Annotated in this window: 11 protein-coding genes and 1 pseudogene; 11 read left to right on the top strand and 1 reads right to left on the bottom strand. The window is 68.5% G+C overall.

Features of this window, described 5'->3' with window-relative positions; genetic code table 11:
• Nucleotides 1-10: 10 nt before the first annotated feature.
• The 11 genes and pseudogenes from B1790_RS04890 to B1790_RS04935 all read left to right on the top strand — a co-directional run bounded on the left by B1790_RS04890 (nt 11) and on the right by B1790_RS04935 (nt 12,206).
• Nucleotides 11-1,537 carry an FAD-dependent oxidoreductase gene (locus B1790_RS04890; protein WP_079922083.1) on the top strand — a complete coding sequence of 509 codons (1,527 nt, stop codon included), beginning with the start codon at nt 11-13 and terminating at the stop codon, nt 1,535-1,537.
• A gap of 132 nt (nt 1,538-1,669) precedes the next feature.
• On the top strand, nt 1,670-2,365 hold the full coding sequence (locus tag B1790_RS04895; protein WP_233164939.1) for a GntR family transcriptional regulator: 696 nt from the start codon (nt 1,670-1,672) through the stop codon (nt 2,363-2,365).
• A 57-nt stretch (nt 2,366-2,422) separates the two neighbouring features.
• Nucleotides 2,423-3,838, top strand: a complete 1,416-nt coding sequence (locus B1790_RS04900; RefSeq protein ID WP_079922085.1) for an allophanate hydrolase — start codon at nt 2,423-2,425, stop codon at nt 3,836-3,838.
• Nucleotides 3,835-4,536, top strand: coding sequence for a cysteine hydrolase family protein (locus B1790_RS04905; protein ID WP_079922086.1), 702 nt, complete (start codon nt 3,835-3,837; stop codon nt 4,534-4,536). The genes B1790_RS04900 and B1790_RS04905 overlap by 4 nt, the downstream gene beginning before the upstream one ends.
• Nucleotides 4,537-4,547: 11 nt before the next feature.
• Complete coding sequence (locus B1790_RS04910) at nt 4,548-6,155, top strand: regulator (protein WP_079922087.1); 1,608 nt, start codon at nt 4,548-4,550, stop codon at nt 6,153-6,155.
• Nucleotides 6,156-6,438: 283 nt separating this feature from the next.
• The gene (locus B1790_RS04915) at nt 6,439-7,056 is read left to right on the top strand and encodes a TetR/AcrR family transcriptional regulator (protein WP_079922088.1); all 618 of its coding nucleotides are present in this window, start codon (nt 6,439-6,441) and stop codon (nt 7,054-7,056) included.
• Nucleotides 7,049-8,149: a hypothetical protein gene (locus B1790_RS04920; protein ID WP_079922089.1), complete on the top strand. Its 1,101-nt coding sequence runs from the start codon at nt 7,049-7,051 to the stop codon at nt 8,147-8,149. Before B1790_RS04915 ends, B1790_RS04920 begins: the two co-directional genes overlap by 8 nt.
• Complete coding sequence (locus B1790_RS04925) at nt 8,082-9,761, top strand: tetratricopeptide repeat protein (RefSeq protein ID WP_079922090.1); 1,680 nt, start codon at nt 8,082-8,084, stop codon at nt 9,759-9,761. Before B1790_RS04920 ends, B1790_RS04925 begins: the two co-directional genes overlap by 68 nt.
• A gap of 58 nt (nt 9,762-9,819) precedes the next feature.
• A pseudogene (locus tag B1790_RS35770) lies at nt 9,820-10,389 on the top strand (rhomboid-like protein); the annotation flags it as partial.
• Nucleotides 10,390-10,428: 39 nt separating this feature from the next.
• Nucleotides 10,429-10,908, top strand: a complete 480-nt coding sequence (locus B1790_RS04930) for a nucleoside deaminase (protein ID WP_079922171.1) — start codon at nt 10,429-10,431, stop codon at nt 10,906-10,908.
• Nucleotides 10,905-12,206: an alpha-amylase family glycosyl hydrolase gene (locus B1790_RS04935; RefSeq protein WP_079922091.1), complete on the top strand. Its 1,302-nt coding sequence runs from the start codon at nt 10,905-10,907 to the stop codon at nt 12,204-12,206. The genes B1790_RS04930 and B1790_RS04935 overlap by 4 nt, the downstream gene beginning before the upstream one ends.
• Here B1790_RS04935 and B1790_RS04940 read toward each other — a convergent pair.
• Nucleotides 12,203-12,631 (bottom strand): DUF1810 domain-containing protein, encoded by a 429-nt coding sequence (locus tag B1790_RS04940; protein ID WP_079922092.1) that lies wholly within the window; start codon nt 12,629-12,631, stop codon nt 12,203-12,205. The genes B1790_RS04935 and B1790_RS04940 overlap by 4 nt on opposite strands.
• Between the last annotated feature and the right edge of the window lie 66 nt (nt 12,632-12,697).

A 12,697-nucleotide genomic window follows, 5' to 3' on the forward strand; every position in this document is an offset into this window, starting at 1 on the left:
GGAGTCCTCCATGAACTTCGACAGGGGCCAACTGCCCGTTCTCGTCGTCGGCGCAGGCCCGACGGGGCTGACGGCCGCGCTGGAACTGTCGCGACTGGGCATCCCCGTCCGGATCGTCGACCGGGCACTGGAGCCCTCTACGACGTCCCGCGCGCTCGGCATCCAAGCCCGCACCCTCGAGTTGCTTCGGCCGCGGGGCGTCGCCGACGAGATGCTGCGACTCGGCAATCGAGCCAGCCGAACGGCGTTGCACACTGACGGCCGCCGGATCGCCGCCGTCGAATTCGGCCGCATGTCAAGCCAATTCGACTTCATCCTGATGCTCGCGCAGTCCGAGACCGAGCGCCTGCTGACCGAACGCCTCGGGGCTCAGGGCGTCAAGGTCGAACGCGGCCTTGACTTCACCGCCCTCGTCGAACGCGCCGAGTCCGTGGACGTGACGCTAGCTTCCCCGGACGGCACCGCCGAGACGGTGCGGGCGTCCTACCTGATCGCCGCCGACGGATCGCACAGCCCGGTGCGCAAGAGCCTGGGCCTGCCCTTCACCGGCCGCGCCCTCCCGCAGAACTACGTGCTGGGTGACGTGCACCTGACCGGCGACATCGCCGAAGATCAACTGTCGATCTACTTGGCGCGCAACGGGTTTCTGGCAATCTTCCCCATGGGTGACGGACGGTTCAGATTCATGGCCACCGATCCGGACGGCGTCACCGGCGACGTCGACGAGCCGTCATTGGCCGACGTCCAGACACTCTACGACCGCACCGTCGGCATCCCGGCCCAGCTCTGCGGGATGAATTGGAGCTCCCGGTTCCGCATCAACAGCCGTCACATGGACACGTTGCGCACGAGCCGGGTGTTCTTCGGCGGCGACGCCGCGCACGTCCACAGCCCAGCCGGCGGCCAAGGGATGAACGCCGGGATCCAGGACATGGTCAACCTGTCGTGGAAGCTGGCAATGGTCCTGCGCGGCGTCGCACGTCCCGAACTCCTCGACACCTACGAGTCCGACCGCCTTCCGGTGATCCGTCAATTGGTCGGGATGACCGAACGCGCGACGACGGTGTTCAACTCCACCACTCCCCTCGCCCATGCGGCGCTGACCACGCTAGCGCCGCTGCTGCTGTCCCGCGACGCGGTGCAGGACAAGGCGGTGGCTCGACTCGGTCAGATCGCCGGCTCGTATCACGGCGCGCCAATCACCAAGGGCGGTGGACGAATTGGCGGGTTGCGGGCTGGCGACCGGGTGCCCGACGTCGAACTGGCCGAGAGCAGGCTCTACGACGTGGTGGACACGTCGGTTCTGACCTTGGTGGTGTCGCGCGCCGGGACCGGCGTCGCTGATGCGGCCCGCCCCTGGGCCGACGCCGTCGTCGTGCGGCAGGTCGACCTGCCCTCCGAGGTGGTCGACGGGGAGGGCTGGCTGCTGGTGCGGCCCGACGGATACTTGGCCGCGGCCGGTCGGGCCGGTGACGCGGCTCGACTGTCGTCGTGGTTGCGGCGCTGGCTGCTCACCCCCGCCCGCGAGCAGACGTAAAAGGCCCTCGATCGCGGCGATTCAGGGCCTCTTACGTCTGCTCGCGAGTGCGAAGTGGGCCGGCGTCCCGGATTCGCTGGCCCGTGTGAAGCACCCGACTCCCCTAGGATCGTCAGCAAACGGAGCGTCGACGTGACGACGACGGCGGGAGGTGGTGAGGCAGTGGGATCGCTGGGGTCGGACGGGTCGGGGCTGCCAGCCACCCTGGTCGAATTGGCCACCCAACGGATCCGTGACGCGATCCTGCGTGGTGCGCTCGAGCCCGGCGAGAAGATCGTCGAAGAGCAGCTGTGTGCCGACTTCGGGATCAGCAGGGCGCCGCTGCGGGAGGCGTTGAGACTGCTTGCGCAGCAAGGTCTCGTCGAGCACCTGCCGCGCCGAGGCTCCCGCGTGACGGAGTGGTCGCCGACCGACATCCTGCAACTGTTCGCGCTCCGCCACGTCTTGGAGCGCCATGCCGTCGAGGCCGCCCTGCCGCTCGCCGACCCAGTCACCGGCCTTCAGCCGGTCCGCGACGCGTTGGCCGGCATGCACGAGGCGACCGACGACTTGGCCCGCGACGACGCGCACCGCGTGTTCCACGCCGCCGTCGTCCAGCTCGCCGACAACCGTCAGCTGGACATCACGCTCGAACCGATCCTGCTGAAGCTGCAGCTGCCCATGGCGATCAACCTGCGGGCCGAGGCCCGTCACCACCGTGCCGAGGACGGTGTCGCTCGCCATCGCGAGATTCTCACCGCATTGGAGACCAACGACGCGACCACGGTGCTGGCCGCCCTCGAAGGTCACGGCCACCTGGACTATCTCGGCCTCGGGGCACATCGCTAACACGATCGACACACAGCCGTACCAGGACCGGAATGATTCTGTCGACAATCGACAGTTATGGCTCAAGACTCACACGGACCGCAGACCGGCCCCTCGGTGGCCGAAATCCTCGCCTCCCACGCCGGCGGCACGGGATCACCCACCAAGACGGCGACCAGGGTGGCCGACGCCATCGCGGCCCGCGGAGACGACGGCACCTGGCTCTCGACGGTGCCGCGCGACGAACTCCTGGCCGCGGCGGCCGACATCGAAAATCGACCAGGAGCAAGGACGCTCCCGCTCTACGGCGTGCCGTTCGGAGTCAAGGACAGCATCGACGTCGCGGGCGTGCCGACCACTCTGTCGTGTCCTGACTATGCCTACGTGGCGACGGCGACCGCACCCGCCGTTCAGCGCTTGCTCGACGCCGGTGCGCTCTACGTCGGCAAGACCAACCTGGACCAGTTCGCCACCGGGCTGAACGGCACTAGGACGCCGTACACCGTGCCGCGCAGCGTGTTCGGCGGCGATGTGATCTCGGGCGGCTCGAGTTCGGGCTCGGCCCTGGCGGTCGCATTGGGCCAGGTGCCGTTCGCGGTGGCCACCGACACCGCGGGGTCCGGTCGTGTGCCAGCAGCGCTCAACGGAGTCGTCGGCTACAAGCCGTCGCGAGGACTGATCAGCACGGTCGGGCTGGTGCCGGCCTGCAAGTCGCTGGACTGCATCAGCCTCATGGCGGGGTCGGTCGACGACGTCGACCGGGTGATGGACGTGATCACCGGCCGAGACGACGCCGACGCGTGGTCGCGCGACCGTGGGCCGCGCTTCTCCGGTGACGACGTCCGCGTCGGGCTGCCGCCGGTCGAGGAGCTCGAGTTCTTCGGCGACGACGCGATGCGCACGGCGCACCTCGGGTTCCGCGACCAACTCGCCCGCCATGCCACGATCGTCGAGATTTCGTTGGAGCCGTTCCTGGCCGCGGGCACGCTGCTCTATCAGGGGCCGTGGGTGGCCGAGCGCCTCGTCGAGTTCGGCGACTTCCTCGCCGCGAACCCGGAGTCGATCCACCCGGTGGTGCGCGACATCCTGCGCAGCGGCGAGAAGTACACCGCCGTGGACGCGTTCGCGGCGCTGCAGCGGCTGCAGGAGCTCAAGGCCGAAGTCGGGCGACTGTGGGCCGGGGTCGACGTGCTCGTCGTCCCCACGATCGGGACCACCTTCACGGTGGCCGACGTGCTGGAGAGGCCCATCGAGTGCAACACCGTGCTTGGCCACTACACGCACTTCGGCAACCTTCTGGACTTACTCGGCGTCGCCGTACCGGTGGGCACCACCGCCGACGGGCGACCCTGCAGCGCAATGCTTCTCGGTGCTGCCCTGAGCGACGACACGGTCCTGCACCTGGCGGCCCGGGTGCTGGACGAACCCCGCAACCAGGGCACGGTCGGCATCGAGACGCTTACCCCAACATCGTCGAAGGAGCACCAGGCATGACGGCATCCACCGAAGTACCCGCCGAGCCGTTCGCATTTCCCCTCGTCGCGGGGAAGACCGCGCTGATCGTCATCGACATGCAACGCGACTTCATCCTGCCCGGCGGATTCGGCGAGAGCCTCGGCAACGACGTCGACCAGCTGCTCAAGGTCGTGCCCCCGCTGGCCGCCCTCATCGCGGCCGCGCGCGAGGCAGGCATCATGGTGATCCACACCCGCGAGGGACACGTGCCGGATCTGTCGGATTGCCCGCCCGCCAAGCTCAACCGCGGGGCACCGAGCAAGCGCATCGGAGACCCCGGCAAGTACGGCCGCATCCTGATCCGCGGCGAGTACGGCCACGACATCCTCGACGAACTCGCCCCGGTCGACGGTGAAGTGGTGATCGACAAGCCGGGCAAGGGCGCGTTCTACGCCACCGAACTCTCGTCGATCCTCACCGACGCGGGCATCACCCAGCTGCTGATCACCGGGGTGACGACCGAGGTGTGCGTACACACCACCACCAGGGAGGCCAATGACCGCGGGTACGAGTGCCTGGTCGTATCCGATTGCGTCGGTTCGTATTTCCCCGAGTTTCAACGCGTCGGCCTCGAGATGATCAAGGCCCAGGGCGGCATCTTCGGTTGGGTCGCCGACACCTCCGCCGTCATACCCGCCATCCAATCCCTTTCCACCGCAACGCCTTCGCAGCCCTGAGAGGACCGACCATGTCGACCGACGTCACCGAAACCCCGTCCGATCCGCCGTCGCAGACACCGGAATCCAGCACGGCAGTGTCCATTCCGTGGTGGACGAGGGGTGACACCAACGCCTTCTTCGGGCTCGGGTTCAACATCCTGGTCAACGTCCTCACCTTGACCGGCCTGATGATCGGCGTGGTCAACGTGCCCGCCGGCGACGTGCTCGGCACCGTCCTCCCGGCGCTCGGCGTCGCGCTGATCCTGGGCAACCTGTACTACACGTTCCTCGCCAGGCGCCTGGCGAAGCGCGAAAATCGCACGGACGTCACCGCTTTGCCGTACGGCCCCAGCGTGCCGCACATGTTCATCGTCGTGTTCGTGGTGATGCTGCCGGTGTATCTCAACACCAAGGACGCGATGCAAGCCTGGCAGGCCGGCCTCGCGTGGGCGTTCATGATCGGCGTCATCGTCATGATCGGCGCATTCGTCGGGCCCCACATCCGCAAGCTGACGCCACGGGCCGCGATGCTCGGCACGCTGGCCGGCATCTCGATCACGTTCATCTCCATGCGGCCCGCGGCGCAGATGTGGGAGGCGGCGTGGATCGGTCTTCCCGTCATGGCGATCATCCTCATCGGGTTCTTCACCGACGTGCGCCTGCCGTTCGGGATCCCCGTCGGACTGGCGGCGCTGCTCGTCGGCACCGCGATCGGTTGGATCGGCGGCTACATGTCCGCACCCGACGTCAGCCAGGCGGTCTCCGACATCGCGATCGGCGTGCCGGACCTTCGGGTGGACATGCTCGTCTCCGGATTGGCGAACCTGGCGCCACTGCTGGGCACCGCAATACCGTTGGGCGTCTACAACTTCACCGAGGCGATGAGCAACGTGGAGAGCGCCGCGGCGGCCGGTGACGACTACAACCTGCGCAGCGTGCTGCTGGCCGACGGCGCCGGGGCGTGCATCGGATCGGCGTTCGGATCGCCGTTCCCGCCCGCCGTGTACATCGGCCATCCCGGTTGGAAGGACGCCGGGGGTCGCGCCGGCTACTCGTTGGCCAGCGGTGTCGTCATCGGAATCCTGTGCTTCCTCGGCCTGTTCGGCGTGCTGGACGCGCTACTGCCCGTGCCCGCGATCGTGCCGATCCTGCTGTACATCGGGCTGCTCATCGGCGCCCAGGCGTTCCAGGCGGTGCCGAGGTTGCACGCCATCGCCGTGGTGGCGGCCATTCTGCCGAACCTCGCGCAGTGGGCCAGCGGTCTGATCGACAACGCGTTGAACGCCGCGGGGACATCGGCGAGCGGGGTCGGCATGGAGAAGCTCAACGGCGCGGGCGTGGTCTATGAGGGCCTGCAGACACTCGGCGAGGGCGCGGTGCTGGTCGGATTGGTACTCGGCACCATGGTCACCTTCATCCTCGAGAAGAAGTTCCTGTACGCCGCGATCGCGTCGGCGGTCGGCGCGGTGCTGTCCTTCGTCGGGCTGATTCACGCCCCGCAGGTCGCCTGGGCGGCCAATCCGTCCGTCGCCCTTGGCTATCTGTTCTTCGGCGTGGTGTGCGTGCTGTATTCGTTCCTGCCGGGGGCCAAGGATCCGGTCGTCGTCGACGAGGCGGACGTCGTCGCGGGTCACTGATCCGACTGGGAAGACCGCTATGCGATCCGTTCAATCGAGGCGACCTCTTCCGCCAGGTGCTCGCGGGCGACCTCTGCGTCGTAGCCCCCGCCCGCGAGCAGACGTGAAAGGCCCTCAATCGCGGCAATTCAGGGCACTTTGCGTCTGCTCGCGGCACGGGCTGCGCGCGGGGCGGAACACTAGTCCCGCGCCAAGTCGCACCGGTCACAGCACCGGTCGGGGGTGTCCGAGCTAACTCCAGATTTCGTGGTCACGTGTCCACGAAGTGGCCTACGCTAGGCACATGCCCAGCCGCACCCTCAGCGCCGACCCGCGGGCCGAACGCGTCCGCACCCTGTTGCGCACCGCCGCGTTCGACCTCGCGCACGAGCGACCGGTCGACGAGATCACCGTCGGCGATCTGGTCGCCCGCGCCGGGGTCAGCAGGCAGGTCTTCTACCGTCACTTCACCGATCGCGACGACGCGGTGGCGACCGCCGTCACCGTGGCCTTCGCCGCCGCCGTCGCCGACATTCACGGCGACGCACGGGCGCGGGTCACCAGCCTGTTCGACTTCGCCGCCGAACACCGCGCGATGTACCGCAACGTCGTCCCCAGCGCCGTCACCCAACGCGTGGTCATGGCGTTCCGCGACGAACTGCTGCCCGCCTGCGAGGAGATCGCCGCCCAGGGCATGCGCGTCGTCGGCCCCATTGCCGACGTTGCCCCCGACGCCGTCAGCCGTTTCCTGGTCGGCGGTTTCCAGGAGGTGCTCCGGTCGTGGATGGAAGACCCCTCACCCGAGGATCCCGCCTCCGACCTCCGCGCCCGCGTCAGCGCCGCACTCGACACCGTGGACGCACTGCTGCGTCTCCCCTCGCCCACCGACCCCACACCTGAGAAAGGCACCCATCATGGGTAAGCACGCAGCCCCACACGAACACCACGTTCCGAATCTCCCGCTGGCCAACCGGCACGTTTCGCCCGCCGACGTCCGCAAGATGGCGCTGGCCATGGCGGCACTGACCGTCTTCGTCGTCGCCATGATCGCGAGCTACTCCGGCGCGTTCGCCAAGCCCACGCTGCACCATCTCGACGTCGCCGTCGCCGGGCCACCACAGTTGGTGGACGGGATGCGGACCCAGGACAACCTGGAGGTGACGCCCGTCGCCGACGCCGCCGCCGCACGCGCCCAGGTCTACGAGCGCAAGACCGACGCCGCCTTCGCCGTCGGCCCGACCGGCGACTTGACCATCTACGTCGCCGGCGGCGGCGGCCGCAGCGTCGCCAACGCCTCGGAGGCCGTGGGGCGCGCCGTCGCCGCCAAGGCCGGGCTGACCCCGAGCGTCGAGGACGTCGCGCCGACGTCGTCCGCCGACCCCCAGGGCACCGTCGAGTTCTACGCCGTCATCTTCCTGTCGATCGGCGCGACCATGGGAGCCGCCGCCTTCGGCTTGATGATGGGCAGCGTCCGCAGGCTCTCGACGTTGGCGCTGCGCACCGTCAGCCTCGCAGCGTATTCCGCGCTGCTGGCGGGTGCGGTGACGGTCTACGTCGACGGCGTCCTCGGCGCCCTGACCACCCACACCTGGCAGGTGTTCGGCGCGCTGTGGCTCTACGCCTTCGGTGTCGCGGGTGCCGTGACCGGCGTCGCGGCGGCCTTCGGCACCGTCGCCTCGGCGGTGGTGACGCTGTTCCTGATCATCGTCGGCAACGCGGCGGCCGCCGGGCCGGTCGGGCTGCCGCTGCTCACGGGCTTCTACCGCACGTTCAACGCGATCGTCCCGCAGGGCTCGGGCGTTGCGCTCCTGCGCAGCATCACCTACTTCGGCGGCAACGGCGTCTGGACACCCATCCTCACCCTGGCCACCTGGGGTGCCGCCGGACTCGCGCTCGCGGTGATCGCGGTACTCGCCCCCAAGGCATGGACGACTTATCGTGCCAGTCATGACCGCTACCGTGTCCGCTCCGGAGGAACCGTATTTCGACCTCGGGTCCTTTCATCGGTCGACTGACACCCCGTCCGCCCAGGCCCAGCTGTGGTTCGACCGCGGCTTGGTCTGGGCGTACGCGTTCAACCACGAAGAGTCGATCCACTGCTTCGAACGGGCCCTCGCCCTCGACCCCGATCTCGCCGTCGCTCGGTGGGGTATCGCATACGCGATCGGCCCGAACTACAACAAGGCGTGGGACGCGTTCGACCCGCAAGACTTGGCCGCGTCGCTGACCAGGGCGCGTCGCGAGCTCGAGCTGGCAGCTCGCGGCCGCGCTACCGACGTCGAGCGGGACTTGGTCGACGCACTCGCGACCCGCTTCCCCACCGACGACCTGGACGCCGGGCACGCCCGTTACGCCGACGCGATGGTCGCGCTCGCCGGGAAGTACCCGGACGACGTGGACGTGCAGGCCCTGGCAGCCGACGCCGCCATGAACGTCTCGGCATGGGCGTTGTGGGACACCAGGACCGGCGAACCGGCGCCGGGCTCGCGCGTGGTGCAGGCCACGCGGATCCTCGACGACGCCCTCGCCACCGACGCGGGTCGGCGACACCCCGGCGTTCTGCACCTCTACATCCATGCCATGGAGATGTCGGCGCACCCGGAGTTGGCCCTGCCCGCGGCGAACCTGCTGCGGGGCTTGGTGCCCGACGCCGGCCATCTCCAACACATGCCGAGCCACGTCGACGTGCTCTGCGGTGACTATCGCAGTTCCGTCGAGTCCAATACCGCTGCAGTGCAAGCGGACCGGCGGTTCGTCGAGCGCGAGGGGCCGCTCAACTTCTACTCGCTGTACCGGGCGCACGACTTGCACTTCATCGTGTACTCGGCGATGTTCGAGGGCCGATATCACACGGCGATCCAGGCGGCCGACGAACTCGCCGCCCAGCTGACTCCCGACCTGCTGTCGATCGAGTCGCCGCCCATGGCCGACTGGCTGGAGGCGTTCGTGCCGCTTCGGGTGCACGTGCTGATCCGCTTCGGCCGTTGGGAGGAGCTGATCAACCATCCCCTACCCGAGGACCCCGAGCTGTACTGCACCACGGCGGCGACCGTCCACTACGGGCGCGGCATCGCCTACGCCGCAACGGGACGGGTCGCGGCGGCCCGCGCCGAACGGGACGCCATGCATCGCGTGTACGCAGGGATCCCGCAGAGTCGATACCTGTTCAACAACACCAGCCGCGACATCCTGGCTGTCGGCGTCGCGATGCTGGACGGTGAAATCGCCTACCGTGAAGGATGTTTCGACGATGCCTTCGAATACCTCAGACGGGCAATCGAACTCGACGACGCCCTGCCGTACGACGAGCCGTGGGGCTGGATGCAGCCGACCCGGCACCCCTACGGCGCGTTGCTGCTCGAACAGGGCCGCGTCGAGGAGGCGGCTGCGGTGTACGCCGCCGACCTCGGGCTCGACGACACGCTGAGCCGCTGCTGCCAGCACCCGAACAACGTCTGGAGCCTGCACGGGTACCACGAATGCCTGTCCCGGCTCGGGCGCGACGAGGAGGCGGCTGCCCTCGACGAGCAGTTGGCGCGGGCCACCGCCCGGGCAGACGTCCCGATCGTGGCGTCGTGCGCGTGCCGGACGACGACAACCGACGGGTGCTGCGGCTCCGGGCAGTGACCCGGGTTGCCAGCAACGCCCTCTATCGTCGGCGAACGTGAACGACGTGTGGGACCGAGTGCGGGACTACGTCCGCAGCGCTCCCCTGACCTACGCCTGGTTGGCCGCGCTGGGGGCGACGACGCTCGTGCAACACCAACTGGCCCCGCGGACCCTGCGGCACCTGCTGCAGTCGACGTCGACCAACATCCATCACCTGGCATCTGATCCGCTGCGAGTGCTGTTCCAAAGCCTGCTGTGGATCGACGGCCGGTACTGGTGGCCCTACCTGTTGATCTTCACCGTGTTCCTCGCACCTGCCGAGCGCTGGCTGGGGCACCTCCGATGGACGGTCGTCGGCCTGCTGTGCCACGTGGGGGCGACCTACCTCAGCGAGGGCTATCTCTACTGGACCATTCACGAGAACGCGGCCTCGTCGCGCCTGATCGACGCCCGCGACGTCGGGGTCAGTTACTTCGTCGTCGGGATCGTCGGGGTGCTGTTCTACCGGGTGCCCCGCCGATGGCGCTGGGGATATCTCGCCGCGACGTTCGCACTCGTCGCCGGGGGGCTGCTGTACCAGACCAACTTCACCTCCCTTGGGCATCTCTGTGCACTGCTCATCGGCGTGGCCTGCTACCCGCTGACGCGTCGGCGGCGGACCGTCGCGGCTGCGTACACTCCGGCTGTGGGGATCAGCGACGACGACCGTGGGCACCTTCGCCGTTGCGTGGAGTTGGCCAGGGAGGCCCTGGAAGCCGGCGATCAGCCCTTCGGCTCCGTGTTGGTCGACGCCGACGGCGTGGTCCGCTTCGAAGACCGCAACCGCATCAAGGGCGGGGACGCGACCCGTCACCCCGAGTTCGAGATCGCCCGCTGGTCCACGTCGCACCTGACGCCCGACGAACGCGCGGGCGCCACCGTGTACACCTCTGGCGAGCACTGCCCGATGTGTGCCGCCGCCCACGCGTGGGTAGGCCTGGGTCGGATCGTGTACGCGACGTCCTCCGCCCAGCTGGTCGGATGGCTGCAGATGTGGGGGGTGCCCGCATCACCGGTGGCGCCGCTACCGATCTCGACCATTGCCCCCAACGTTCAGATCGACGGTCCTGCACCCGAATTCGCCGAGGAGATGAAGGCGATGTACGAAACGACGTTCCGAGCATGAGCGATCCGGCCTGGGTCGAGCACGCAATCTGGTGGCAGATCTACCCACTCGGATTCGTGGGGGCCTTCCCCGCCGACCCTCCACCGACCGCCGACGAGCACCGCCTACGCCGGGTCGCGGAGTGGTTCGACCACGCACTCGAACTTGGCGCGTCGGGCGTTGCGCTGGGCCCCGTATTCGCCTCCCAGACCCACGGCTACGACACGACGGACCACTACGCAGTCGACCCGCGCCTCGGCGACGACTCCGACTTCGACCACCTCGTCACCGAGGCCAAGAGCCGCGGACTTCGAATCCTGCTCGACGGCGTCTTCAACCACGTCGGCTCCGAGTTCGGTCGTCACCGCGAGGCCGTCGCCGGAGGCGACGACTCGTGGTTCCGCAAGGGCCGCAACGGTTTGGCCACCTTCGAGGGACACGGCGGGCTGATCACGCTCAACCATCGCAACCCCGAGGTCGTCGACTACGTCGTCGACGTCATGTTGCACTGGTTGCGGCGCGGCGCCGACGGTTGGCGGCTCGACGCCGCCTACGCGGTGCCTCCCGACTTCTGGGCCAAGGTGCTGCCGCGGGTCCGCAGCGAGTTTCCCGACGCATGGTTCGTCGGCGAGGTGATCCACGGTGACTACGCGGGCATCGTGTCGGCGTCGACCTTCGACTCCGTCACGCAGTACGAACTGTGGAAGGCGATGTGGAGCAGCCTCAACGACGTCAACTTCCACGAACTCGACCACGCGTTGACCCGGCATGACCAGTTCCTCGAGACCTTCGTTCCCCTGACGTTCGTCGGCAACCACGACGTCACCCGCATCGCCAGCCAGCTGTCCGACCAGCGACACGTCGGCCACGCGCTCGCGGTGATGCTGACCATCGGCGGCACGCCGAGCGTGTACGCCGGCGACGAATGGGCCTACCGCGGCGTCAAGGAGGAGCGATTCGGCGGCGACGACGCCGTCCGTCCGGAATTCCCGGCGCACCCAAGCGAATCCGATCATCTCGGGCACGACACCTTCCGTTTGCACCAGCACCTGATCGGCCTTCGTCGCCGCCATCCGTGGCTGCACCACGCCCGCACGACGGCCCTGCACCTGACCAACGGCCAGTACGTCTATCGCACGTCCGCGGACGAGGGGTCCCTCGTCGTGGCACTCAACGTAGACGACGAGCCGTTGCGAATGCCGTTGGCGAAGTTGGGGTTCGGCAGTGGCCGGGTGGTCGCCGGTTCGGGCGTGCCGCCGGAGGACGTCGTGGACCATCTCGACGTCGAGCCACACGGCTGGGCCGTCCTCACCGTCTAGCGGCCGGCCAGCATTGCCTGGGTCTTCGCGTCTCGCTCGCCGCCGTAGAACTTCTCGAGCACGGCCACGAAGTCCCGGTCGTCGTCGGCCACCTCGGCGAACAGCGTCGTCGACGACCACAGCTTGAGCGCGTCAACCTGGCCCATCAGCGCTTCGGCGCTGACGGCGCCGGACTGCGACACCAACTGCGCGCACTGCCGCAGGCGGGGACCGAGAACGTCGTGGACGAGGTATGCGGAAGCCTCGTCGCGGGAGGCAATCCCGTAGTACTCGGCAGTCGACGTCCGGCCCAGCCCGCGCAGTTGCGGGAAGACGAACCACATCCAGTGGGACCGCTTGCGGCCGCTGCGCAGTTCGTCCAGCACGGTGTCGAAGACGGGCGCCTGCGCCTCGACGAAGCGCTCCAGGTGATGAGGATCGTCCATCCCTCCACCGTGCCCGAAAGTGCGGCACGCGTCGAACATTTCTCGAGTGACCGCGACCAGCCGCTT

Origin of the sequence: Mycobacterium sp. AT1 (assembly GCF_002043095.1) — a bacterium.
Taxonomy (GTDB): domain Bacteria; phylum Actinomycetota; class Actinomycetes; order Mycobacteriales; family Mycobacteriaceae; genus Mycobacterium.